The organism is Streptomyces montanus, assembly GCF_005786655.1.
Taxonomy (GTDB): domain Bacteria; phylum Actinomycetota; class Actinomycetes; order Streptomycetales; family Streptomycetaceae; genus Streptomyces; species Streptomyces sporangiiformans.
This window is the reverse complement of sequence record NZ_VBZC01000005.1, coordinates 56,006-78,960: the sequence shown is the minus strand read 5'-3', so window position 1 is coordinate 78,960 and position 22,955 is coordinate 56,006. Positions and strand designations below refer to the sequence as shown.

At 69.2% G+C, this 22,955-nt stretch carries 23 protein-coding genes and 1 pseudogene; 19 read left to right on the top strand and 5 right to left on the bottom strand.

The window, feature by feature from the left end:
• Positions 1-7: 7 nt before the first annotated feature.
• The 11 genes from FE633_RS05550 to FE633_RS05500 all read left to right on the top strand — a co-directional run bounded on the left by FE633_RS05550 (position 8) and on the right by FE633_RS05500 (position 9,817).
• Positions 8-1,300, top strand: coding sequence for an acyl-CoA dehydrogenase family protein (locus FE633_RS05550; RefSeq protein ID WP_246113436.1), 1,293 nt, complete (start codon positions 8-10; stop codon positions 1,298-1,300).
• Positions 1,297-2,094: an SDR family oxidoreductase gene (locus FE633_RS05545; protein ID WP_138043953.1), complete on the top strand. Its 798-nt coding sequence runs from the start codon at positions 1,297-1,299 to the stop codon at positions 2,092-2,094. The genes FE633_RS05550 and FE633_RS05545 overlap by 4 nt, the downstream gene beginning before the upstream one ends.
• On the top strand, positions 2,091-2,864 hold the full coding sequence (locus FE633_RS05540) for an SDR family NAD(P)-dependent oxidoreductase (RefSeq protein ID WP_138043952.1): 774 nt from the start codon (positions 2,091-2,093) through the stop codon (positions 2,862-2,864). The genes FE633_RS05545 and FE633_RS05540 overlap by 4 nt, the downstream gene beginning before the upstream one ends.
• Positions 2,861-3,655, top strand: a complete 795-nt coding sequence (locus FE633_RS05535) for an enoyl-CoA hydratase/isomerase family protein (RefSeq protein WP_171059812.1) — start codon at positions 2,861-2,863, stop codon at positions 3,653-3,655. The genes FE633_RS05540 and FE633_RS05535 overlap by 4 nt, the downstream gene beginning before the upstream one ends.
• Before the next feature lie 84 nt (positions 3,656-3,739).
• Positions 3,740-4,897 (top strand): acetyl-CoA C-acetyltransferase, encoded by a 1,158-nt coding sequence (locus FE633_RS05530; RefSeq protein WP_246113455.1) that lies wholly within the window; start codon positions 3,740-3,742, stop codon positions 4,895-4,897.
• Positions 4,898-4,983: 86 nt separating this feature from the next.
• Positions 4,984-5,607, top strand: coding sequence for a TetR/AcrR family transcriptional regulator (locus FE633_RS05525; protein WP_138043949.1), 624 nt, complete (start codon positions 4,984-4,986; stop codon positions 5,605-5,607).
• Positions 5,608-5,813: 206 nt separating this feature from the next.
• Positions 5,814-6,185, top strand: coding sequence for a nuclear transport factor 2 family protein (locus tag FE633_RS05520; protein ID WP_138043948.1), 372 nt, complete (start codon positions 5,814-5,816; stop codon positions 6,183-6,185).
• Positions 6,182-6,559, top strand: a complete 378-nt coding sequence (locus FE633_RS05515; RefSeq protein WP_138043947.1) for a hypothetical protein — start codon at positions 6,182-6,184, stop codon at positions 6,557-6,559. The genes FE633_RS05520 and FE633_RS05515 overlap by 4 nt, the downstream gene beginning before the upstream one ends.
• 95 nt (positions 6,560-6,654) lie before the next feature.
• The gene (locus FE633_RS05510) at positions 6,655-6,975 is read left to right on the top strand and encodes an EthD family reductase (protein WP_138043946.1); all 321 of its coding nucleotides are present in this window, start codon (positions 6,655-6,657) and stop codon (positions 6,973-6,975) included.
• Between the two features lie 112 nt (positions 6,976-7,087).
• A complete protein-coding gene (locus FE633_RS05505; RefSeq protein WP_246113435.1) occupies positions 7,088-8,686 on the top strand; it encodes a class I adenylate-forming enzyme family protein in 1,599 nt (532 codons plus the stop codon).
• Positions 8,687-8,776: 90 nt separating this feature from the next.
• A complete protein-coding gene (locus FE633_RS05500) occupies positions 8,777-9,817 on the top strand; it encodes an MBL fold metallo-hydrolase (protein WP_138043945.1) in 1,041 nt (346 codons plus the stop codon).
• A 206-nt stretch (positions 9,818-10,023) separates the two neighbouring features.
• Here FE633_RS05500 and FE633_RS05495 read toward each other — a convergent pair whose 3' ends face one another.
• Positions 10,024-11,043 (bottom strand): aldo/keto reductase, encoded by a 1,020-nt coding sequence (locus tag FE633_RS05495; protein ID WP_138043944.1) that lies wholly within the window; start codon positions 11,041-11,043, stop codon positions 10,024-10,026.
• A gap of 154 nt (positions 11,044-11,197) precedes the next feature.
• On the opposite strand from FE633_RS05495, the gene FE633_RS05490 reads away from it, so the two are divergent.
• Positions 11,198-11,788 (top strand): TetR/AcrR family transcriptional regulator, encoded by a 591-nt coding sequence (locus tag FE633_RS05490; protein ID WP_138043943.1) that lies wholly within the window; start codon positions 11,198-11,200, stop codon positions 11,786-11,788.
• Positions 11,789-11,817: 29 nt separating this feature from the next.
• Here the strand turns inward: FE633_RS05490 and FE633_RS05485 are convergent, their stop codons facing one another.
• The 4 genes from FE633_RS05485 to FE633_RS49155 form a co-directional block, all read right to left on the bottom strand.
• Positions 11,818-12,576, bottom strand: coding sequence for an SDR family NAD(P)-dependent oxidoreductase (locus FE633_RS05485; protein WP_138044099.1), 759 nt, complete (start codon positions 12,574-12,576; stop codon positions 11,818-11,820).
• Positions 12,577-12,695: 119 nt separating this feature from the next.
• A complete protein-coding gene (locus tag FE633_RS05480) occupies positions 12,696-13,766 on the bottom strand; it encodes a phosphotransferase family protein (protein ID WP_138043942.1) in 1,071 nt (356 codons plus the stop codon).
• Complete coding sequence (locus FE633_RS05475) at positions 13,763-14,956, bottom strand: acyl-CoA dehydrogenase family protein (RefSeq protein ID WP_138044098.1); 1,194 nt, start codon at positions 14,954-14,956, stop codon at positions 13,763-13,765. The genes FE633_RS05480 and FE633_RS05475 overlap by 4 nt, the downstream gene beginning before the upstream one ends.
• A 214-nt stretch (positions 14,957-15,170) precedes the next feature.
• Complete coding sequence (locus tag FE633_RS49155; RefSeq protein WP_281291130.1) at positions 15,171-15,305, bottom strand: hypothetical protein; 135 nt, start codon at positions 15,303-15,305, stop codon at positions 15,171-15,173.
• Between FE633_RS49155 and FE633_RS49970 the strand changes: the two genes are divergently transcribed.
• The 7 genes and pseudogenes from FE633_RS49970 to FE633_RS05445 all read left to right on the top strand — a co-directional run bounded on the left by FE633_RS49970 (position 15,246) and on the right by FE633_RS05445 (position 22,940).
• Positions 15,246-15,515: a hypothetical protein gene (locus tag FE633_RS49970; RefSeq protein WP_484422044.1), complete on the top strand. Its 270-nt coding sequence runs from the start codon at positions 15,246-15,248 to the stop codon at positions 15,513-15,515. The genes FE633_RS49155 and FE633_RS49970 overlap by 60 nt on opposite strands.
• Positions 15,425-15,658: pseudogene (locus FE633_RS05470) on the top strand (SRPBCC family protein); the annotation flags it as partial. The gene FE633_RS49970 and the pseudogene FE633_RS05470, both read left to right, overlap by 91 nt.
• A gap of 311 nt (positions 15,659-15,969) precedes the next feature.
• Positions 15,970-17,058, top strand: a complete 1,089-nt coding sequence (locus FE633_RS05465) for a LacI family DNA-binding transcriptional regulator (protein WP_138043941.1) — start codon at positions 15,970-15,972, stop codon at positions 17,056-17,058.
• Positions 17,059-17,925: 867 nt separating this feature from the next.
• Positions 17,926-19,257, top strand: a complete 1,332-nt coding sequence (locus tag FE633_RS05460) for an ABC transporter substrate-binding protein (RefSeq protein WP_138043940.1) — start codon at positions 17,926-17,928, stop codon at positions 19,255-19,257.
• 10 nt (positions 19,258-19,267) lie between these two features.
• A complete protein-coding gene (locus FE633_RS05455; protein WP_138043939.1) occupies positions 19,268-20,152 on the top strand; it encodes a carbohydrate ABC transporter permease in 885 nt (294 codons plus the stop codon).
• On the top strand, positions 20,152-21,090 hold the full coding sequence (locus tag FE633_RS05450) for a carbohydrate ABC transporter permease (RefSeq protein WP_246113434.1): 939 nt from the start codon (positions 20,152-20,154) through the stop codon (positions 21,088-21,090). The genes FE633_RS05455 and FE633_RS05450 overlap by 1 nt, the downstream gene beginning before the upstream one ends.
• A 482-nt stretch (positions 21,091-21,572) precedes the next feature.
• Positions 21,573-22,940, top strand: a complete 1,368-nt coding sequence (locus FE633_RS05445) for an MFS transporter (RefSeq protein ID WP_138044096.1) — start codon at positions 21,573-21,575, stop codon at positions 22,938-22,940.
• Positions 22,941-22,955 lie beyond the last annotated feature (15 nt).

Here is a 22,955-nt window from a genome sequence, read left to right as displayed (position 1 = left end):
AGCAATCGTGGATTTCGGATTCTCGCCCCGCGCGAGTGAACTCCAAGGCCGCATGCGGTCGTTCATGGAACAGCACGTCTTCCCCGCGGAAGCCGTCTACGACCGGCAGCTCGCCGATGGCGACAACCCGCACGCACTGCCGCCCGTGATGGCCGAACTGAAGCGGAAGGCGCGCGCCGAGGGCCTGTGGAACCTCTTCATGGCGCACGGCGACTGGGGTGCCGGACTCAGCAACCTCGACTACGCGCCGCTCGCCGAGCTGGCGGGCCGCTCCATCATCGGCCCCGAGGTGTTCAACTGCTCGGCGCCCGACACCGGCAACATGGAACTGCTCGCGCTGTACGGCACGCCCGAGCAGCAGGAGCGGTGGCTGCGGCCCCTGCTGGACGCGGAGATCCGCTCGTGCTTCGCCATGACCGAGCCCGAGGTCGCCAGCTCCGACGCCCGCAACATCCGGACCCGGATCACCCGTGACGGCGACAGCTACGTCGTCAACGGCCGCAAGTGGTACACCTCCGGGATCCTCGACCCCGACTGCGAACTGATCATCCTGATGGGCAAGACCGATCCGGACGCGCCCACCTACCGGCAGCAGAGCATGCTGCTCATTCCCCGCGACACACCGGGCGTCACGGTGCTGCGCGACCTGCCGATGTTCGGCTACACCGACCGGCTCGGACACGGCGACGTGCTCTTCGAGGACGTGCGCGTGCCGACGGAGAACATCCTCAGGGGCGAGGGGGAGGGGTTCGCCCTCGCCCAGGGGCGGCTCGGCCCGGGGCGGATGCACTACGCGATGCGCGCCGTGGGCTTCGCCGAGCGCGCCCTGCAGCTGATGTGCGAGCGCGTCACCGAACGCGTCGCCTTCGGTGGGCCGCTCGCCGACCGTGGCGTGGTGAGGGAGTGGATCGCCCGCAGCCGCATCGAGATCGAACAGGTGCGCCTCCTGGTCCTCAAGTCGGCCTGGCTGATGGACACCGTCGGCAACGCCGCCGCCCGTACGGAGGTCGCCGCCATCAAGGTCGCGGCGCTGGAGGTCGCCCACAAGGTGGTCGACCGCGCGGTCCAGGCACATGGCGCGGCGGGGGTCAGTGACGACACCGTACTGGCCCGGCTGTACGCCATCACCCGGGCGCTGCGCATCGCCGACGGCCCCGACGAAGTGCATCTGCGGACGGTGGCCCGCCAGGAACTCGCCAAGTACAAGGAGGCCGCGCAGGACAAGGCGGCCACGCAGCGGAAGGCCGAGCAGGAGAAGGCCCCGCACCGGAAGACCGACACGAAGGCAGGGGCAGCGTGAGCGCCAACACCCCAGAGGGCAGTGCCCACGCCCTCCACGGCAGGGTCGCCGTCATCACCGGCGGATCCCGCGGCATCGGGCTCGGCATCGCCACCGCCTACCGAGCGGCCGGCGCGCATGTGGTGATCGCGGCCCGCAAGGCGGCCGGACTCGCCGAGGCGCGCGAGGAGTTGCTGCGCGTCAAGAGTGACGGCGACCTGCACACGGTGGTGGCCAACGCCGGCGAGCCCGAGCAGGCCGAGGCCTGCGTCGACGAGACCATGGCCCGTTTCGGCCGGGTCGACATCCTCGTCAACAACGCGGCGACCAACCCGTACCACGGCGATCTGCTCGACCTGGACCTGCCGCGCGCGGAGAAGACCGTACGCGTCAACCAGTACGGCATGATCGCCTGGACCCGGTACGCCTGGCGGGCCTGGATGGCCGAGCACGGGGGAGCGGTGGTCAATATCGCCTCCGTCGGCGGGCTGATCGTCGACCCGCACATCGGCTACTACAACGCCACCAAGGCCGCCATGCTGCACATGACCCGTCAGCTCGCCTATGAACTCGGGCCGCGGGTACGGGTGAACGCCATCGCCCCCGGTCTGATCAAGACGGAGCTGGCGCGGGCGGTGTGGGAGGTCCGCGAGCCCCTCCTCACCGCCAAGCTGCCGCTGCGGCGCCTCGGCACGGTGGAGGACGTGGCGCACGCGGCGCTGTTCCTGGCCTCCGACGCCTCCTCCTGGATGACCGGCCAGACGCTGGTGCTCGACGGCGGCGCGACCGCCCTGCCGATCGGGGTGGACGAATGAGCGCGCCGCGATCCGCCGCCGAGCTGTTCTCGCTCCAGGGCAGGACAGCCCTGGTCACCGGCGCCTCCGCCGGGCTCGGCGCACGCTTCGCCGCGGTCCTCGCACAGGCCGGCGCCACCGTGTTCGCCGCGGCCCGCCGCATCGACCGGCTGAAGGAACTCGCCGACTCCCATGCCCGCATCCACCCCGTGGCCTGCGACGTCTCGCGGTCCGACGACCGTACGCGGCTGGCCGGGGCCGCGCTGACCGCCACCGGCCGCATCGACATCCTGGTCAACAACGCGGCCACCTCCGGCGAGACCCGTGCCGAGGACGAACCGCCGGAGGCCTTCGCCGACGTCCTCGACGTCAACCTCACCGCGCCCTTCCACCTGGCCCGCCTCACCGCCGAGGCGCCCGGTGACGCCGGCGGCAGGAGCATCATCAACGTGTCCTCCATCCTCGGCCTGGTGACCGCCGCCCCCCTCGGCGGCGCGAGTTACTCGGCGTCCAAGGCCGGACTGATCGGACTGACCCGTGAGTTGGCCGGACAGTGGGGCCCGAGCGGAACCCGTGTCAACGCGCTCGCCCCGGGCTGGTTCCGCACCGAGATGACCGCGGACCTCTTCGACGACGAGCGCTCCAGCCACTGGGTCGAGCGCAACACCCTGCTGCGGCGCGGCGGCGACGGCCATGAACTCGACGGCGCACTGTTGTTCCTCGCCTCGGACGCCTCCTCGTACTGCACCGGACAGGTACTGACCGTCGACGGCGGATGGACGGCGCGATGAGCGTCGCCATCGAGATCGACGACGGCGGGCTGGCCCGCATCACCTTGCGCCGGGGCGAGGCGGGCAACGCCATCGACCTGACCATGGCGCGCGGACTGCTGGACGCGGCACGGGCCTGCGCACACGAGGCCGTACGGGCGGTGCTGCTCACCGGCGAGGGGAAGTCCTTCTGTGTCGGCGGCGACCTCAGGGAGTTCTCCCGGCTCTCGGGCGAGGCGCTGGAGAAGCACCTCACCGAGGTGACCGACGCACTGCACGATGCCCTGCGGACGTTCGCCGCGAGCGATGCGCCCGTGGTGGCCGCCGTGCAGGGAGCCGTCGCGGGCGCGGGCATCGGGCTGGCCGCGGCCGCCGATGTGACCCTCGCCGCCGACGATGCGACGTTCACCGCCGCGTACACCGCCATCGGTTACTCACCGGACGCCGGAGTCAGCTGGTTCCTGCCCCGTCTCATCGGCCCCAAGCGAGCCCTGGACCTGCTGCTGACGAACCGTCGGATACCGGCGGCGGATGCGGCGGACATCGGACTGGTGAGCCGGGTCGTCGCCGCCGCCCGGCTGGCCGGCGAGGCGGCGCGTACGGCGGAAACCCTGCGCCGTGGACCCACCGCCGCGTTCGGCGCCACCCGCCGCCTCGTCGCCGCCGGGCTCACCTCGGACCTCGGCCGGCACCTGGACCGCGAAGCCCGTGCGCTGGTCGCCGCGGCCGCCTCCGACGCGGGCCGTGAGGGCGTCGCCGCCTTCCTCGGCAAGCGGACGCCCGACTTCACGCGCGCCTCGCGCAGGACCTGATCCCGTACCCGCATCCGTAACACCGAGCCCCCGAGCCCCCGAGCCCCCGAGCCCCGAGCCCTCATGGAGCCTCACGTGCCCACCGTGCCCACCGCGTCGGAAGCGTTCATCGTCGGAGCCGTCCGCACCCCTGTCGGCCGCCGGAAGGGCACGCTCAGCGGCGTGCATCCCGCCGATCTCGGCGCTCATGTACTGCGGGCCCTGCTGGAGCGCACCGGCGCCGATCCGGGCGCTGTCGACGACGTGTACTTCGGATGCGTCAGCCAGATCGGCGCACAGACCGGCAACATCGCACGCACCGCCTGGCTGGCGGCGGGGCTGCCGCAGCACGTCCCCGGCACCACCATCGACCGCCAGTGCGGTTCCTCCCAGCAGGCCGTGCACTTCGCCGCGCAGGCGGTCGGCTCCGGCACCGCGGACCTGGTGGTCGCCGGTGGTGTGGAGGTGATGAGCCTCGTGCCCATCGCCAGCCCCATGTACGTCGGCGAACAGGCCGGCATGGGCAGCCCGTACGCGGGTGACGGCTGGGGCGAGCACTTCGGGGACCAGGAGGTCTCACAGTTCCGTGGGGCCGAGCTGATCGCCGAGAAATGGGGCATCTCCCGCGCGGACATGGAACGGTTCGCGCTCGCCAGCCACCGGCGGGCGCTGGCCGCCCAGGCCGCCGGTTCCTTTGACGACGAGATCGCCCCGGCCTTCGGGCTCACCACCGACGAGGGCCCGCGCGCCGACACCACCCTCGAGAAGATGGCCGGCCTGAAGACCCTCACCGAGGACGGCCGGCTCACCGCCGCAGTCTCCAGCCAGATCTCCGACGGCGCGGCCGCCTTGCTGATCGCCTCCGGGGAGGCGCTGCGCCGCCACGCTCTGACGCCGCTCGCGCGCGTGCACACCATGGCCGTGGTCGGCTCCGATCCGATCCACATGCTGACCGGTCCGATCCCCGCCACCGAGAAGGTCCTGCACAGGGCCGGGCTGTCGATCGACCACATCGACCTGGTCGAGATCAACGAGGCCTTCGCCTCCGTCGTCCTCGCCTGGCAGAAGGAGACCGGCGCCGCCGAGGAACGGATCAACGCCTTCGGCGGCGCGATCGCGCTGGGGCATCCGCTCGGCGCCACCGGCGCCCGGCTCATGACCACGCTCGTCCACCAGCTGCGCAGGACCGGCGGACGCTATGGTCTGCAGACGATGTGCGAGGGCGGCGGCATGGCGAACGCGACCGTGCTGGAGCGCCTTTGACCTGAAAGTCGATTGGCAACTGAGTTCAGCTTGGGGCTACCCTCGGGTACGGACGAGGCGGGCGGCAGCCAGGAGACAGGGCAGTCATGGCGACAAGGATCGTTGAACCGGAAGCGGGACCGAGGTCGAAGCGCGCCGCCATTCTGGCGGCGGCCGTCGACTGCTTCGGTGAGACAGGCTTCGAGGCCACCAAGTGGTCCACCGTGGCCGAGCGGGTCGGCATCGGGCAGACCGCGCTGTACCACTACTTCGAGTCCAAGACCCACTGCCTGCTCACCATCATGCGGCTGGAACTCCAGCGTTCCCACGACAAGTTCACGGAGGCGACCCCGGACACCGCGGAGCCGGTCGAGGCGCTCCGGGCGGCCGTACACGCGGCCTACGACGTCTCCGACCACGAGGTCCTGCAGATGCGCATCCTGCAGAACCACATGGACCTGCTCTCCGGCCCGCGCAAGTCCAAGCGGGAGGAGGCCGAGCGCGTCGCGGCCCGCCAGCTGGTCCAGCTCGTCGAGCGGGACTGGACGAACCTGCTGGTCAGGGGCATGTCCCAGGGAGCGTTCCCGCTGCGGGACGCGCAACTGCTGGGCGCGAGCGTGCTCGGCCTGATCGTCAGCGTCTGGCGGTGGTACCGGCCGTCGGGGCCCACCCCACTGTCGGAGGTCAGCGAACTGATCGAGGGCGCCTGCGTGCGGATGGTCGCCACGTGACCCGCTGAGTGTCCCGGTTCTTCCCACCCCCCGGCGGTTCCGTCGGGGGGCTTTGTCGTGCCGATTGTGCCGGCGCCCCTGCCGTCGAGGTAGCTCCGTGAAGCACTATTGCCAGGCGTGTTTCCACCGGAATACCATCCTAACTGAATTGAACTTGACTCAGGTTGATCTGAGGGACTGCGGCCGCCGACCGAAAGGGCTCACTCATGGCGTTGCGCGCGTACATGGCCGGCATGGACAGTCGGCAACCGGAACGGACGCTGGACCTGCTCGAACCGGACTTCCGCTTCCTCATAGCCCTGCCCGGCAAGGAGATCATCGGCAAGTCCAAGGAGGACTTCGCCGCGTACATCGCCGGCCGTAATCCCGTGGACCGGGCGCACGAGATCCTGCGCTACAGCCGGGACGGCGACCTCGAGACCGTCTACGGAGTGGTGACGGAGGGCGGGCGGTACACCGGCTCCTTCCTCTCGGCCGCGGTGATCTCACCCGGCGGACTCATGGCGCGCTACCAGTCCTTCTTCACCACCTCGTTCGAGCTGGTCGACTGGTCCGGGCAGGACAGGAGCCGGGCATGACCGACACCTCGACCGGGGCCCCCTTCCTCACCGCATGGTTCGAGATCCTCGACGGGGACGAGCCGTCCCGGATCCTCGACCTGATCAGCGACGATTTCTCGCTGTCCATCCTGTTCTCCACCGGCGACGGCAACGCCACCGACTTCGCCGGGGGCCGCGGCGCCCTCGTGGGCTACCTGGAGCAGCGTGAGAAGGGCACCCGCACCCACCATCGACTGTCGGCGACCACGCTCGGCCAGGACGAGCTCTTCCTGGGGGAGGTGCGACGCGCTGGTGTCCCCGAAGCGAGTTTCGTCGCCGCCGGCCGCGTGAACGGCGAAGGCCGACTGCAGCGCCTGCTGATCGGGCGCTCGTCCGAGATCCGCTTCACCTGATCACGTTCGTCGGCCCGAGCGTGATCGTCCGCCCGGCCGAGTACGCATGTCCCACCGACCACGTTCGTTCAACCGACCCAGTGCGGAGGACCGCCATGTACAACCTCGTCCTGCTGGCAGCTCGGCCGCCGGAGTGGACGCATGAGCAGTTCATCGAGTGGTGGCGGGGCGACCACGCCGAGCTGACCTGCCGCCTGCCCGGACTGCGTGCCTGGCGGCACACCGAGATCGACGCCGCTCTGGAGCCGCGCTCCGAAGGCTGGGACGGGATCTCCGTGCTCGGCTTCGACTCTCCGGAGAACCTGCGGAAGGCTCTCGCGAGCCCCGAGTGGGCCGACGCGGTCGCACAGGTCGGCGACATGAAAGGCCGCCGCATCGCGGTCATGGGGCACGAGGCGGAGATGTTCCTCGCCTGAGGTTTCCCCTGGCCTCTCGCCGGGTGATCCCGGCTCTCCGGCATGGCAAGCACCCCAGCGTTCAGTAGACGGAGTTCGGCACAGCGCAATTCGGCACGCAGCGAGGGACGAGATGCGACAGGTAGTGCGGGAGTTCCAACAGAGGGCGGACGAGGCCGACTTCGTCGCCGTCATCGACGATGCGGGCAGCCATACGGCACGGCAGCTGCTCGACGAGGCGACGCTACTGGCCGGGGCGCTGTCCACCGGAAAGGCCGACAGAGCCGTCGGCACCGTCATGGTCCAGGCCGACAACTCATGGCGTACTGTCGCCGCCACCCTCGCCGTCGGTCTGAGCGGCGGGGACGGCGGTGTCATCGCGGTCGTCAATCGGCACACCACGCCCGCCGAGTTCACCGCGGCCTGGGAGGACATCCGCCCGGACGCCGTGGTCGCCGAGCCCTCGGCGATGGACGAGTGGGCAGTGCCCGAACGGCTGCCGGGAGCGGCACAGACGGTTCTCGGCGGCTGGAAGTGCCTGTCGACACCCCACAGGCGTGAGGTGTCGCGCTGGTCGGGCGGCGCCCTGATCGGCCTTACCTCCGGGTCGACCGGGCGCCCGAAAGGGGTCGTACAGTCCGAGCAGGCACTGCGCTATGCCGCCCGGAGCACCATCGCCATCAACGGTCTGTCGCCCGGCGATGCCGTTGCCGCGATCGTGCCGCTGTCGTCGACGGCGGCGTACTGCTTCGGCGTGTACCTCTCCCTGCTGCTGCGCGGGCCGCTCGTCATGACGGGCAAGTGGGACAGGGCCGTCGCACTGCGGCGGATGGCCGATGCCGACGCCCGCTGGACCATGTGCGTGCCGACCATGGCGCTGCAGATGGGAGCCGAGGCGGCCGGCTCGGGCATTCTCCGCGGGACCAGGGCGATCACTGTCGGCGGCGGGCCCATGGACCGCGGCGCACTGGGCAGGGCCGAACGCTCCCTGGGCACGAAGATTCTCCGCGTCTTCGGCATGTCCGAGTGCCTCGGCCACACCTCGCCGAGCCCCGACGATCCCGAGGAGATCCGGCTCGGCAGAGACGGCCGCCCCTTCCCGGGCACGGATGTGCGCGCGCTCACCCCCGACGGGCAGGTAGCCGGACCGGGCGTGACCGGCCGGGCCCAGGTGCGCGGCCCGTCCCTCTTCCTCGGCTACGCCCGCGACGGCAAGGTCGATCCGCCGACGTTGACGGAGGACGGCTATCTCCCCACCGGCGACCTGCTGATGACACACGAGGACGGCACCATCAGCATCATGGGCCGCGAGAAGGACATCATCATCCGCGGCGGCCGCAATATCGACATCACCGAGATAGAGCGCGCTGTCGCCGGGTACCCGCGCGTGGCGAGGGCCTGTGTCGCGGCGGTTCCCGACGACGTCCTCGGCGAACGCGTGGCGCTTCTCGTCGTCACCGAGGACGGCGGTGGCATCGACCTCACCGAGGTGACCGGACACCTGGAGAGCGTCGGTCTGTCGAAGACCAAGTGGCCCGAGTACGTGTACGGCATCGAGGAGTTGCCCCAGACCAAGGTCGGCAAACTCGACCGGGGCGGGGCCCGGGACCTGGCGATGAGACTCCACGCCCGTACGTCCGCCGAGACCGGTCAGCCCGGTCAGCCCGGTCAGCCCGATCAGCCCGACCGGGCTCACCAGGCCGATCAGATCCCACAGATCGATCAGGCCTGACTGGGCGACACATTCGTCAACTGTGCCGCCACGCACGCCATTCGGCCTGATCCATGGCGGTCCATCAATGAAGGATCAATGAGGAGGAACATGACAGCGCGGTTCGACCAGGGCCCGTGGGCCGCAGCCGGAGTCCAGACCGTACAGCCCGGGGTGCACCGCGTTCCTCTGCCACTTCCCAACGACGGCCTGCATGCCGTCAACGTCTACCTTCTGGAGGACCTGGCCGACGACGGTGGCATCGTCATGATCGACGGCGGCTGGGCGATCCCCGAGGCACGCAAGGCCCTGGAGGAGGCCCTGGCCGCCATCGGCCGCGACCTCGCTGACATCAGCCACATCCTGGTCACCCACATCCACCGCGACCACTACACGCAGGCGGTGGAACTGCGTCGGCTGCTGGGATCCCGCGTCTGTCTCGGCGCGGGGGAACGCCCGGGCCTGGAAATGCTGGACCGCCTGCGCAGCGACCAACCCGTCGGCTCACTGCGGACCCTGCGCAGGGCAGGAGCCGATGAACTCGCCGACCGCATCGAGGCGATGGACCACGGCGGATACGACCCGAGCGTGTGGGAGGCCCCGGATCGCTGGCTCGGCGCCGAGACCCTCCGCTTCGGCGACCGCGAGCTGCGGGTCGTACCGACTCCCGGACACACCAAGGGACATGTGGTCTTCCTGGACGAGCAGCGGGAGTTGCTGTTCTCCGGGGACCACGTCCTGCCGCACATCACCCCGTCCATCGGTTTCGAGCTGGCCGAGCCGGGTGGCCGTCCGCTCGCCGACTACCTGGACTCGCTGCGGCTGATGACCCGGTACGCCGACGCCCGTCTGCTGCCCGCGCACGGGCCGGTCGCCGACAGCGCCCACAGCCGGGTGGGCGAACTGCTCGCCCACCACGACGACCGCCTGGCCAAGAGCCTGACGGCGCTGGGGGAGGACACGCTCGACGCCCACGCTGTGGCGCGCAAGCTCGGATGGACGCGCCGGGCGGTTCCGTTCGGGGAACTCAACGCCTTCAACCAGATGCTCGCGGTCAACGAGACGGCGGCCCACCTGGACGTCCTCGTGCTGCGGGGGCAGGTGGAGGTTGAGTTCCTGGGCGGCGTGAACCAGTACACACGCGTGTGGTGACGCCGGCGGAACACCCTTCCGGAAGGGTGCGGGACTGGGTTCGCCTGGGCGATTGCAGCGAAGACGTGGCGTTCACCCGCGACGAGCTGCGGCACATCCATCTCGGCGGGCGCCGGCGAGCTGGAGAACGGCTTCTCGCCGGGCACCTGCGCGATTCCCGCGGACTCGGGAGCTGCGGGAGAGGACGTGGAGCCGTCCCCGGACGGTCAGCGGCGCCGCAGTGACGGGTCGAGCAGCGCGGGCGGAGTGTCGTACTTCTCGTCCGCGGCCAGGTCGACACCGGGGGCGACGATGGCGTCGATCGCGTCGAGTACGTCGGCGGAGAGCACGGTGTCGGCGGCGGCGAGCTGCGAGTGCAGGTGGGCCGGCGTGCGGGGACCGATGAGCGCGCTGGTCACGGCGGGATGCGCGGTCACGAAACCGAGCGCCAGCTGGATCATCGTCAGGCCGGCCCCGTCGGCGACCTTGGCCAACTGCTCGACGGCATCGAGCCTGGCCCGGTTGGACGGAATGGTGGTGTCGAAGCGTTGCGGCATGAACGTCGAGCGGCTGGTGGTGATTTCCTGGCCCTCGCGGATCGCGCCCGACAGCCACCCCGAGGCCAGCGGGCTCCATACCAGCACACCAAGCCCGTACTCCTCAGCCACGGGCAGCACGTGGGTCTCGATGCCGCGCTGCAGGATCGAGTAGCTGGGCTGTTCGGTGACGTAACGGCTCAGGTGGTATTCGCGGGCGGCCCACTGGGCTTGCACGATGCGGTATGCCGGGAAGGTCGAGGAGCCGAAGTAACGGATCTTTCCCGCGCGTTGCAGGTCGGTCAGAGCCGACAGCGTCTCCTCGTCGCTGGTGCTCGGGTCCCACCGGTGGATCTGGTAGAGATCGACGTGGTCGACACCGAGCCGGCGCAGGCTGTTGTCCAGCTCGGTGACCAGCCAGCGGCGCGAACTGCCCTGATGGTTGCGCTCTTCGCCCATGGGCAGGCTCGCCTTCGTGGCCAGCACGATGTCGTCGCGGCGGCCGGCGATGGCCTTGCCGACCATCTCTTCCGACTCGCCGTCGCTGTACATGTCGGCGGTGTCGATGAGGTTGATCCCGGCTGCGAGAGCGGCATCGACGATGGCGGTGGCCTCGTCCTGGGTGGTGCGCCCGATCTTGCCGAAGTTCATCGCGCCGAGCGCGAGGGAGCTCACCTGCACACCGGTGCGGCCCAAGGTGCGGTACTGCATGACCGTGTTCCTCCATTGTGGATCAAGCGAGGTGCCAATGCGTGGCTTGGTGGCGGGGCCCCTGCTCTGGCATCATGCCTAAGCGGAACCCCGTTCCGGAACGATACGGAACGCTGTTCCGTTTAGCAAGCACGGTAGAGGAGGGAGTGGCGCGGTGAGCGACAGCGACGAGGGTGCGGGGCGCGCGGCGCAGTCCAAGCGGGCGGACGCCCGGCGCAACAAGGAAACTCTGCTCGACGCGGCCGCCGCGGTCTTCGTCACGTCCGGCGTGGAAGCGCCGGTGCGCGACATCGCGGCCAAGGCCGGCGTCGGGCTGGGCACGATCTACCGCCACTTCCCGACTCGGGCGGATCTCATCATCGCCGTCTACCGGCACCAGGTCGACGCCTGCGCCGAGGCCGGTCCAGCCCTGCTGGCGACCAGCGCAACTCCGCACGCCGCACTAGGGCAATGGATCAATCTCTTTGTCGATTTCCTGGTCACCAAACACGGGCTCGCCGCCGTGCTCCAGTCCGACAACGCCGGCTTCGACACGCTGCACGCCTACTTCCTCGACCGCCTCGTGCCCGTGTGCACCCAGCTGCTCGAAGCCGCAGCCGCCGCCGGCGAGATCCGCTCCGACACGGATGCCTACGAACTCATGCGCGGCGTCGGGAACCTCTGCATCGGCGCGGACAGCGATCCCCGCTACGACGCACGCCGACTGGTCGAACTCCTCATCGCCGGACTACGCCGACCGCACTGACCATGGGCCGGGCAGCGGATGCAGGCGGGTCAGCGTGCTGTCCAGCCCCCGTCCACGTACAGCTCGGAGCCGGTGACGAAGCTCGCGTCCTGCGAAGCGAGGAACGCCACCGCTCCCGCGACCTCGTCGGGCCGGCCCAGCCGCCCCAGAGGGGTGCCCTCGACCATGGCGGTGTGCCGGGGCGTGCCCCGCCACAGCTCGCGGGAACGGGGCGTTTCGATGAAGCCCGGGTGGATCGAGTTGACGCGCACACCGCGCGTGGCCCAGTGCAGCGCGGCGTTCTTCGTCATCAGGCGGACCGCTCCCTTGGCGGCGTGGTACGAGAACTGGCTGCCGAAGCCGCCGACCGTGCCGAAGATCGAGGCGATGTTGACGATCGAGCCGCCACCGGAGCGCTCGATCGCGGGCCCGCCGTGTTTCATGCCCAGCCAGACCCCAGTTTGGGTGACCGCGATGACCTTGTCCCAGGACTCCTGGGTCTCCGTCTCCACGGTCCGCGTCTCGGCGATGCCCGCGTTGTTGACGAGCACCGACAGGCCACCCAGCTCGGCGACCACCCGCTCGACCGTGCTGCGCCACGCCTCCTCGTCGCTGACGTCCAGGGCCAGGCCGAGCGCCCGCCCCCCGCCGTCCGTCAGCTCCTTCGCCAGCGCCTGACAGCGGCCGGCGTCCACGTCGGTCACCACCACCGCGGCACCCTCGGCGGCCAGCCGACGCGCGATGGCGTCGCCGATGCCGCCGGTCGCGCCGGTGATCAGGGCGATCTCTTCGGACAGCCGGTCTCGCACGGGTTCTCCTTCGCTGAGCGGGTCAGTGTGGACGGTGGGGTCGGTGTGCTCCGTGTGGTCGGTGTCGGTGGTGTCGCCAGTGTCGTTGGTGTCATCGGTGTCGTCGGTGTCCATGGCCGTCACGGCAGCAGCTCCAATCCCGAGCGCAGCAGCGCCGGAACCGCGGAGCCGACCCGGTCGAAGCCGACGCCGACGGTCTGCCCCGCGCGATAGCGGGCGTGGATGCCCTCGGCGATGACGGCAAGTTTGAAGCAGCCCAGCGCCTGATAGAAGGCCAGGTCTTCGACGTCTCTGCCGGATCGCGCGGCGTACCGCTCGATCAGCTCGCGGCCCGAGGGGAAACCAGGGTTGGCCGTCGGGACGTGGCGTGCCCCGAGCACCGGCTCGCAGACCGGATCCCAGTACATGAGCAGCATCCCGAGGTCGGCGAGTGGATCGCCGAGCGTGGCCATCTCCCAGTCGACGATCGCGGCGATCCGTCCGAAGTCGCCGGGCGCCAGGATGGTGTTGTCCAGGCGGTAGTCGCCGTGCACGATAGCCGGGGTGGCGCTCACCGGCACGGCGCGCGCGAGCCGGTCGTGCAGCGTGTCGACGTCGGGCAGCGCACGGGTGGCGACCTTGTCCCACTGGCTGCGCCATCGCCGTACCTGGCGCTCCAGGTAGCCGTCGGGACGGCCGAAGTCGCCGAGCCCGATATCGGCGGCGTCGACCGAGTGCAGGGCCACCAGGGCATCCACCAGCGCCTCGGCACTGCGTCGTGCGTCGGCCCGCGGCACGGTGGCGGCCTCGTCACCGTCGCGCAGCACGGTGCCCGCCACGAAGTCGACGACACAGAACGGCGCCCCGATCACCGCCGGGTCCTGGCACGACAGCACGGCTTCGGCGACCGGCACTTCGGTGGCGCCGAGCGCCGCGACGACGCGGTATTCGCGGTCCATGTCGTGTGCGGTCGGTGTGAGCACGCCCAGCGGAGGGCGCCGCAGTACCCACCGGTGTGTCCCGTCGGTTACTTCATAGGTGAGGTTGGAGCGTCCACCGTGCAGTGGCTTCACTTCCAACGGGCCTGCGCACTGCGGCACATGGCGTGCGAAGTAGCGTTGCAGGGCCTGCCGGTCGATGCCGACCACGGCCGTCTCCTGGCGGGGCGTCACCGTCTTCGGATGGGTCGCGGGCGACTCGGGTGTGGTCATCGCGCGCTCCTCCGCTCCCGCACCGCGCGCTTGGCGATGGCCCAGCGGTGGGTCTCGGACGGACCGTCATAGATCCGGAACGGGCGCACCTCTCGGTACAGCCTCGACAGCGGGGCGTCCCCCGAGATACCGAGCGCGCCGCACACCTGCACGGCCCGGTCGACCACCCGGTTCACCGCCTCGGAGACGTACGTCTTCGCGATCGAGGTGTGCTGGGCGGCCGAGCGGCCCTGGTCCAGTTCCCAGCAGGCCCGCCACAGAACCGCCCGACTGGTCTCGATGTCGATCTCGGAGTCGGCCAACAGCTGCTGCACCATGCCCAGTTCGGACAGCGGCCCGCCGAATGCCGAGCGATCCGCCGCACGCTCGAGGGCGATGTCCTGCGCCCGGCGCGCCACTCCGAGCCAGCGCATGCAATGCGTCATACGGGCCGGGCCGAGACGCACCTGTGCATGCCTGAAGCCCTGGCCCACCTCGCCCAGCGTGGCGCCGTCGCCGACCTCGCAGCCGTCGAAGACGACCTCGCTGTGCCCGCCGAACAGGCCCCGATCCAGGGTGTCGATGTTCCGGACGATCTTCATGCCGGGGTTGCCTGCGTCGACGAGGAACATCGTCGCGCCGCCCGGGTCGCCGGGGCCGCCGCTGGTGCGGGCCATACAGATGGCGAAGGCGGCTCCATCGGCGCCGCTGATGAACCACTTGCGGCCGTCGATACGCCAGCCGCCCTCGGTCTTCGTCGCGGTGGTGACCAGCGCACGGGGGTCCGACCCGGCGCCCGGCGCCGGCTCGGTCATCGCGAAGCAGGAACGCACTTCGCCGGTCGCCAGGGGACGCAGATACCGTTCCTTCTGTTCCTCGGTGGCGACCACTTCGAGCAGATGCATGTTCCCCTCGTCGGGCGCGGCGCAGTTGAGCGCCAGCGGGCCGAGCAGCGATTGCCCCGCAGCCTCGAACACCACCGCCTGCCCGCAGAGGTCCAGCCCGAGCCCGCCCCACTCCGTGCCGACATGCGGAGCGAACACCCCCGCGGCCCGCGCCGCCTGCTGCAGGCGGCGCCGCAACGGCTCCGGCCCGTCATGGACGTTCCCGTCGCACGCCTGCTCTTCGGGCAGCGCCACGTCCCGGACGAACTCGGTGGTGCGCCGCGCGAGGGCGGCGACCCTCTCGTCGATCTCGAACCCGATGGACATCATGACCCTCGCAATCGGCTACTAGTCATTAGCCATCTCAAGGGGCAAGGCTGCAGCGTGTCAAGGTGGATGGCGCTTCTCGCGGAGAAGGTGAGGAGGGACTTGGCTAATCATTAATAGCTTCGTAGGGAGCTCGTCCGTGCATCCGGACGCCCGCTCGACCCCGCCGCGGCACGGCGGCGGCATGGCACGCGGACTCCGTGGCCTCCTGCTCTCATGGGAGCAGGAGGTTGCCGTGGCTGATACGAGAGTGGTCGTCGAACGGCGGATCGCCGCGTCCGCGGGGCCGGTGTGGGAAGTGCTCACCGATCTTGACGGCATGCCGTCGGTACTGAGTGGCGTGGACCATGTCGAGGTCCTCACCGAGGGCCCGTTCACCGTGGTACCCGCTGGCGCGAGACCCGCCGTATGTTCGGCAAGCAGGCGACCGAGGAGATGCGCGTCACGGCGTGCGAGCCACCCTCCCGCTACGTGGTCGAGGCCCACGCGCAAGGCACGCGTTACGTCTCGGAGTGGGCCCTGTCCGAGGAGGGCCCCGGTTCCACCACCGTGCGGATGACCTTCACCGCCACGTCCTCCGGAGGTGGTGTCACCGGACTGTTGGCCAGGTTCCTCGGCGGCATCGGCGCCAGGGCGGTGGCGAGGACGATCACGAAGGACCTAGCCGACGTGGCGGCGACCCTGGAGAATCCCACACGCTGAAAACCGCGAACGCCGACCGGGATTCTGTTTCTGTTTCCGAAGTTTCCGAAACAGTGATCACGAACGCGGCGGCACCGCCAAGGATCCTGAGCTCGGAGCCGGGACTTCTCGCGTGCGGGGACACCGCACGCCGACACCCGTCCGACCTGGCACAGCGCGTCCAACAGGGCAGGTCGGTGGCGTGTACGTGCCTCACGGGCCCGGCACCGGCCCGGCACCGACCCACACCGGTGCCGGTGGGAAGAAACAATGGGATACGGTTTCCCCACTCGCGGGCGGTCCGCTGCCCGCCCTGAGAGGGAGCCGTTGCGGTGAGTCAGCACAAAGCGTCTGCGGATTCCGGCCGCGCCACCATCCGTGACGTGGCGGAACGGGCCGGTGTGTCGGTCGCCAGCGTGTCGCGCGTCCTGTCCGGCAACTATCCGGTGTCGGACGAGTTGCGTTCCCGCGTGATGAAGGTCGTGCGGGAGCTGGACTACGTCACCAACGCGCATGCCCGTTCCCTCGCCGGAGGCGGAACACCGACGGTGGCGATCCTGATCAACAACATCACCGGAGCCGCCTTCGCGCATATCGCCCAGGGCGTCGAGAACGCGGCCTCGGTCCGGGGCTGGCTCTCGATGGTGTGCACCACCAGTGACGATCCCGAACGGGAACTCGCCCTGGTCAACCTCATGCGCCAGCAAGGTGTCGCCGCCGTGATCCTGCTCGGCGGCGCGTACGACGTCGAGGACTACCAACTGCGGATGGCCCGTTTCGCCCGGTCCCTGGACGCGGCGGGTTCGCGTCTTGTGCTGGTCGGCAGGCCACCGCTCGACGGCGATGTGCCGGCCACCGCCGTCGACTACGACAACGAGAGCGGCGCCTACGCCATGGCCAGCCACCTGTTGTCCGCGGGCCACCGCAAGATCCTCATCCTGCCGGGCCACTCGGACTTCACCACGGCGCAAGGCCGTCTGGAGGGCACGCGCAGGGCGTTTGCCGCGCACGGCGTGCCCTTCGACCCCGGGATGGTGAACCACCACGGGGGGTACTCCCCGGAATACGGATACCAGGCGGTCCAGGAGGGACTGCGGCACAAGCTGGGCTTCACGGCGGTGCTGGCCGGTACCGATGTGGTCGCCGCGGGCGCGATGCAGGCGGTGCGAGAAGCCGGGCTCACCGTGCCCGGCGATGTCTCGATCGTCGGCTACGACGACATTCCGCTCGCATCCCAACTGTTTCCGCAGCTCACGACCGTCCACGTGCCCTATGAGGAGATGGGCCGCGTCGCGGTGCGCGCGGTGGCCGACCAGCGTGAGCGCGGCGGCCGTAGAAAGGCCAGGGAGGGTGACCACGTGGTGCTGGGAACGCATGTCGTCGTGCGCCAGTCCGTCCAGCCTCCGGCCCGTCGGCCGTAGACAGACCTGACGCGCGGTGGGGCGTATGAGTTTCGCCTGACCTGCGCCGTCTGCGGTGTGGCAGCTCAGAAGCCATGTCCGAGGATCGGTAGTAACCGGTTTCGAAAACGTTATGCGGGTGTGGCCCCGACGTCACCGCCCACTCCGAGCGCAGGACGTGGCGCGCCTCCAGAGCCTCTGACATGCGAAAACACTCCGCCTGTCAGCGCAGACGGGGCAGCAGAGAGCGGCAACATCGCAGAAAATCGCTCGCAACAAATCGTCTCGTGACTCTTGCCTGGGATCCGCGACCGGCTTACGTTTCACAGCAACCGGTTACTACCACTTGTACCGGCAGGTAGGCCCCGAGGGCGATCACCTGGCCGCTTTCCCTGCGCGTGGCACCGCCACCCGCGCCACCAGGAAGGGAGGAAGCCCGCATATGAAGAGCGAGCCGTGCCCGGGCGAATCCGGCAGCGTCCCGACGATCCCGGTCGGCGGCCCATCGTATCCGGGCGATTCCCCACGTCGGACGCCCACCGGGAAGACCTCCTGCCTGGCGCCGTTTCCCGGCAACCCGACCGACTCGGTGATCGCCTCCGTCGGCGGCGATGTGGACCAGGCGCCGCCCTGTCAGTCCCTGTCCCTCGTCCTCGGCAGAGGGTGCGGGTTAGATCACCACGGTGAAGGCCCGCACCGCCACGCCACGGCCCAGCGGCGTTGACAGCGCCGTCCCCGTGCCTCGGGTCGGGCAGGCAGCAACCGGTTTCCCCTCCCGGTGCCGGAAACCCGGCACCCCGCGCTTCCGCGTCGGCCCCCAGCGAACGCCCCGAAGACACGTTCTTGCCCTCCTCCGCGATCCCTTTCAGCCAGAAGGATGACTGCTCCATGAACTCCACCAGTCCGCGCAGAAAGCTCGTGAGTGCCGCCGCCGCGGCCCTGGCGCTGGCAGGCCTGCTCTCCGCGTGCGGCGAATCGGGCTCCGACGACCCCAAGTCCACCGGCCCGGTCACCCTCGACTTCTGGGGCTGGGCGAACGGCCAGGAGGCCGTCGTCAAGGCGTTCAACGCCAGCCACAAGGACGTCAAGCTGAAGTACACCAAGGTCACCGACCAGCTGACCATGCAGAAGCAGCTGACCAACGCCGTCAAGGCCGGCAACGCGCCCTGCATGCTGCAGAACACCGGCGAGTACGTCACGAGCTGGGTCTCGCAGGGCGCACTCGCCGACATCACCAAGTACGTCGAGTCCAGCAAGGACAAGTTCAACACCGGCTCGTGGGCCACCGGCCAGGTCCAGGGCAAGGTCTACGGCGTCCCCACCGCCTCGGCGCCCGCCTTCACCATCTACCGCACCGACATCTTCAAGAAGTACGGTCTGGAGGCGCCCGCGACCTGGGACGATTTCATCGCCGCCGGCAAGAAACTGAAGAAGCACGACATCAAGATCACCAACTACGCCGGTGAGGACCCGAGCACCCTGGAGGTGCTCGCGATGCAGGCCGGGGCGCACTGGTACTCCGTCGACGGCGACGCGTGGAAGGTGAACTTCGAGGACGAGGGAAGCCTCAAGGCCGCGAAGGTGATCCAGGAGATAGTCGACAACGACCTGAACTCCAAGCTCTCGTTCGCGGACTACGCCGCCGTGCAGCGCAACTACGACAACGGCGGCACCGCGACCCGGCAGATCTCCACCTGGCAGATGTCCGGCATGGTGCAGAACTTCACCAAGTCCTTCGGCGACTGGGCGCTGTCCCCCTGGCCGACCTTCGAGGGCGAGGCACCCAAGACGCCGGCCGGGACCAACCAGAGCGGCAACCTGACGCTGGTGAGCGAGCAGTGCAAGCACAAGGAGCAGGCCGCTGAGGCGGCGCTGTGGATGTCCACCGACACCGGAGCGGTCAAGACCATGGCGAGCCCGGAGACCGGCAGCGGTGTGATGCCGGCGCTGGCCGACAGCGATTCGTACGTCTCAGAGGCGATCTCCGAGAAGCTGCTCGGCAAGAACTATGAGCCGGCCAAGAAGGTCGTGACGGACAGCCTGGGCACCGTCACCACCGACTGGACGTTCGGCCCCAACTGGACCGCGATGTTCACGGAGATGCAGGACGAGTGGGCCAAGGTCGTCAGCAAGAAGCAGAAGGTCACCGACCTCCTGGCACACATGCAGGAGTGGACGGTCAATGACCTGAAGCAGCGCGGCATCAGCGTCAAGGGCTGAGGCACACTCGATGATTCGCTCACTGCGCTGGAAGGGTGCCGCGTTCACGGTGCCCTTCCAGCTCGGCTTCGTCTTTCTCTACCTGCTTCCGATCGGCTACGCGGTCTACCAGTCGCTGTTCCTTCAGAAACAGTCCGGTCTCGGTCTCGGCGGTGCGACCACGGAGTTCGTCGGCCTGGAGAACTACCAGAACGGCCTGACCGACTCGGCGTTCATGACCTCCATCCTGCGGGTGGTGGTGTTCGCCTGCGTCCAGATCCCGTTCATGCTGCTCATCAGCCTCGTGCTGGCGCTGCTCCTGGACGCGGTCACCTCCAAGGTGGCCGGCAGGTTCCGAATCCTCCTGCTGATCCCGTACATGATCCCCGGGGTGGTCGCGGCCATCGTGTGGGTCAACCTCTACAGCCCCGATGTGGGCCCGCTGACGCCGATCGGCAAGCTGTTCGGGTTCGACTGGAACTTCTTCGCGCCCTCGATGGTGTGGCCGGCCATTGGCAACCTGCTGACCTGGCACGGCATCGGCTACAACATGGTGATCATCTACGCGGCGCTCCAGGGCGTGTCCCGTGAGCTGTTCGAGGCCGCGCGGCTGGACGGCGCCTCGGAGCTGCGCATCGCGCTGAGCATCAAGATCCCGTTCGTGCGCGGGGCGCTCGTCCTGACGGCTCTGCTGTCGATCATCCAGATGCTGCAGATCTTCAACGAGCCCGCACTGTTCCGGAACGTGACCCCTGAGACGGTCAGCGACAGCTTCACCCCGATCATGATCATCTACAACCAGGCGTTCAACGCCGCCAACTATCACTACGCCGCGGCCCTGTCGGTGCTGCTCGCCCTGATCCTCGGCGTCGCGTCCTTCCTCTTTTACCGGCTGACCTCGAGGGAGGCGGACTGATGGCGCTGACGGAAAACCGTAAGGAAACCGGCACGGAAAACGGTGGCGAGCCACCCCGCGGGCGCACCGTGCGGCGGCTCACCCGCCCGGACCCGGCCGCACGCTCCCGGGGCGGCCAGCGCTTCCTCCTCGTCGGCCTGGCCCTGGCCAGCGCCTACAGCATGTTCCCGGTGTACTGGCTGATCATCGCCGCGACCAAGGACCGCGTGGGGCTGTACCAGAGCAACGGGCTGTGGTTCTCCGGCTGGCACCTGTGGGACAACCTGCAGCAGGTGTTCACGTACGACGACGGCATCTTCCTGCGCTGGACCGCCAACTCGTTCCTGTACGCGGGGGTCGGCTCTCTCGGCGGCACCCTCATCGCCCTCGCCACGGGCTACGGGCTCGCCCGGTTCGACTTCCCAGGGCGGGGTGCTGTGTTCGCGGCCGTGGTGGGGTCCTTCCTCATCCCGATCGCGCTGCTCACCCTGCCGCTGTATCTGCTGTTCTCGGCGATCGGGATGGTCGATACCCCTTGGGCCATGCTGATCCCGTGTCTGATCAACCCGTTCAGCGTGTACCTGGCCAAGGTCTACACCGAGGCCACGATCCCGTTCGAGCTGCTGGAGGCAGCCCGTATCGACGGCGCCGGTGAGCTGCGGATCTTCTTCAGCATCGTGCTGCGGATGATGACCACGGGCGGCGCGACGGTGTTTCTGCTCGCCTTCGTCAACACCTGGAACGCTTTCTTCCTCCCCTTGACCGTCCTGCGTGGCGAGGAGAACTGGACGCTCAACCTGGGTCTGTACAACTGGACCGGGAAGCGGCTGGAGTCGGGCATCGACGTGACCAGTCTCGTCCTCACGGGCGCGTTGTTGTCCATCGTGCCGATGGCGATCATGATGGTCGCGATGCGCCGTTACTGGCGGACCGGCGTCACCCTGGGAGCTCTCAAGTGACCGTGACGTGCGACCCCGTCACTCGTGGTTTCGCCCCGGATCCCGACCCGCACGCGTAAGCCCGCCAGTTGGTCGACGACGCGCACCTGCACCTTCACACGGCATCTCACCGCGGGGCGGCTCGTCCCAGCCGTTGATTCATGCCGACCCGACGTCGGTCTCCAGGACCTGGATGTGCTCCCGGAGACCGACGTCTCCTGTATGGGGGCGGACGTCATGGGATGGCCCAGCGGCCGGCGGAGCCTGCCCGGGCAGCAGGTGGCGACAGCTCTGGAACCGGCTTCACCTCGTGGCGTACCCGAGTTGCCGCGCGGTTCTTCCTCGACGGGGCGAGCTTCCTTAGCGGGAGGTTAGATCTGTGTGCCGGACCTTGTCCGGGCGTGGAGGCCGACCGCATGCTCGTGCGCGTCCCTACTCAAGGGCAACTCCCCGTCTCCCAACTGGGACTTCCTTCTGGAGCCGCCATGTCCCCGTCCTCCGTCATGCCCGGAAGCACGCCACAGGACCTCCGCCGGAAACGCCGCCTCGCTCTCGTCGGCGGATCCCTCGGCAATCTTGTCGAGTGGTACGACTGGTTCGTCTACGCCAGCTTCGCGATCTACTTCGCCGACTCCTTCTTCCCGGGCGACAACCCGACCACGCAGCTGATGAACACCGCCGGGATTTTCGCAGTCGGCTTCCTGATGCGGCCGGTGGGCGGCTGGGTGCTCGGCCGGGCCGCGGACCGGCACGGACGCAAGAGTGCGCTCACCCTCACCGTCACGATGATGTCGGTGGCCGCGTTGCTGATCGCCGCCGCACCGACCTACGGCCAGGCCGGCTACTTCGGTGCGGTGGTACTGCTGCTGGCGCGGCTGCTTCAGGGCATGAGCATCGGCGGTGAGTACGCCGCGAGCGCCACCTATCTGACCGAGGCGTCGGCCCGCAACCGGCGTGGCCTCGGCTCGTCCTTTCAGTACGTGTCGATGACCTGCGGCCAACTGCTGGGCCTGGGCATGCTGATCACGATGCAGCACACGCTCACTACCGCCCAGCTGGAGAGCTGGGGATGGCGAATCCCGTTCCTGCTCGGGGCGTTCTTCGCGGTGGTGGTGTTCTGGCTGCGGCGCCGACTGCAGGAGACCGATGCCTTCGCTGAGGAGGCGTCCGCTGAGGGTGGCCACGACGCACGCGGCACGCTGAAGGCGTTGTGGCAGCACCGCCGTCAGGCGGGCCTGGTCATGGCGCTCACCCTTGGCGGCACCGTCGCCTACTACACGTACACCACCTATCTGACCAAGTATCTGGTCGGCAGCGCGGGCATGGCGAAGACCACCGCCACGCTGGTGAGCTTCACCGCCCTCGCCCTCTTCGCGGTGTTGCAGCCGTTCGCCGGGATGCTGTCGGACCGGATCGGACGCCGCCCGTTGCTGATCACGTTCGCGGTCGGCTGCACCGTCGGCACCTATCCGATCATGACCGCCCTCGGGTCAGCGTCCTCGTACTGGTCGGCGCTCGGTCTGTCCCTGCTGGCCCTGGTGATCGTCACCGGCTACACCTCGATCAACGCTGCCGTCAAAGCCGAGCTCTTCCCGACCCGGATTCGCGCCCTGGGCGTTGCGCTGCCCTACGCGATCGCCAACGCACTCTTCGGCGGCACGGCGGAGTACGTGGCGCTGTGGTTCAAGGACAGCGGCCACGAGACGGGGTTCTTCTGGTACGTGTCCGGATGCGCGCTCATCTCCCTCGTCACCTATGTACTGATGCCCGACACCCGCGACGCGGTGCTCAGCCGCGTCGAGGCCGAGGCCGAGGCCGACTCCGCCCAGGGCAGGGCTTCGGCCGCCGACCCCGTCGACGTCGTGCGCTGAGCCCGGACGGTGACC

Excerpts from the sequence above, each read along its gene's own strand:
- FE633_RS05540 (WP_138043952.1), top strand. The coding sequence starts at position 2,091 with ATGAGCGCGCCGCGATCCGCCGCCGAGCTGTTCTCGCTCCAGGGCAGG.
- FE633_RS05535 (WP_171059812.1), top strand. The coding sequence starts at position 2,861 with ATGAGCGTCGCCATCGAGATCGACGACGGCGGGCTGGCCCGCATCACC.
- FE633_RS05525 (WP_138043949.1), top strand. The coding sequence starts at position 4,984 with ATGGCGACAAGGATCGTTGAACCGGAAGCGGGACCGAGGTCGAAGCGC.
- FE633_RS05520 (WP_138043948.1), top strand. The coding sequence starts at position 5,814 with ATGGCGTTGCGCGCGTACATGGCCGGCATGGACAGTCGGCAACCGGAA.
- FE633_RS05515 (WP_138043947.1), top strand. The coding sequence starts at position 6,182 with ATGACCGACACCTCGACCGGGGCCCCCTTCCTCACCGCATGGTTCGAG.
- FE633_RS05510 (WP_138043946.1), top strand. The coding sequence starts at position 6,655 with ATGTACAACCTCGTCCTGCTGGCAGCTCGGCCGCCGGAGTGGACGCAT.
- FE633_RS05505 (WP_246113435.1), top strand. The coding sequence starts at position 7,088 with ATGCGACAGGTAGTGCGGGAGTTCCAACAGAGGGCGGACGAGGCCGAC.
- FE633_RS05500 (WP_138043945.1), top strand. The coding sequence starts at position 8,777 with ATGACAGCGCGGTTCGACCAGGGCCCGTGGGCCGCAGCCGGAGTCCAG.
- FE633_RS05495 (WP_138043944.1), bottom strand. The coding sequence starts at position 11,043 with ATGCAGTACCGCACCTTGGGCCGCACCGGTGTGCAGGTGAGCTCCCTC.
- FE633_RS05480 (WP_138043942.1), bottom strand. The coding sequence starts at position 13,766 with ATGACCACACCCGAGTCGCCCGCGACCCATCCGAAGACGGTGACGCCC.
- FE633_RS05475 (WP_138044098.1), bottom strand. The coding sequence starts at position 14,956 with ATGTCCATCGGGTTCGAGATCGACGAGAGGGTCGCCGCCCTCGCGCGG.
- FE633_RS49155 (WP_281291130.1), bottom strand. The coding sequence starts at position 15,305 with ATGGTCCACGCCACTCAGTACCGACGGCATGCCGTCAAGATCGGTGAG.
- FE633_RS05460 (WP_138043940.1), top strand. The coding sequence starts at position 17,926 with ATGAACTCCACCAGTCCGCGCAGAAAGCTCGTGAGTGCCGCCGCCGCG.
- FE633_RS05455 (WP_138043939.1), top strand. The coding sequence starts at position 19,268 with ATGATTCGCTCACTGCGCTGGAAGGGTGCCGCGTTCACGGTGCCCTTC.
- FE633_RS05450 (WP_246113434.1), top strand. The coding sequence starts at position 20,152 with ATGGCGCTGACGGAAAACCGTAAGGAAACCGGCACGGAAAACGGTGGC.
- FE633_RS05445 (WP_138044096.1), top strand. The coding sequence starts at position 21,573 with ATGCCCGGAAGCACGCCACAGGACCTCCGCCGGAAACGCCGCCTCGCT.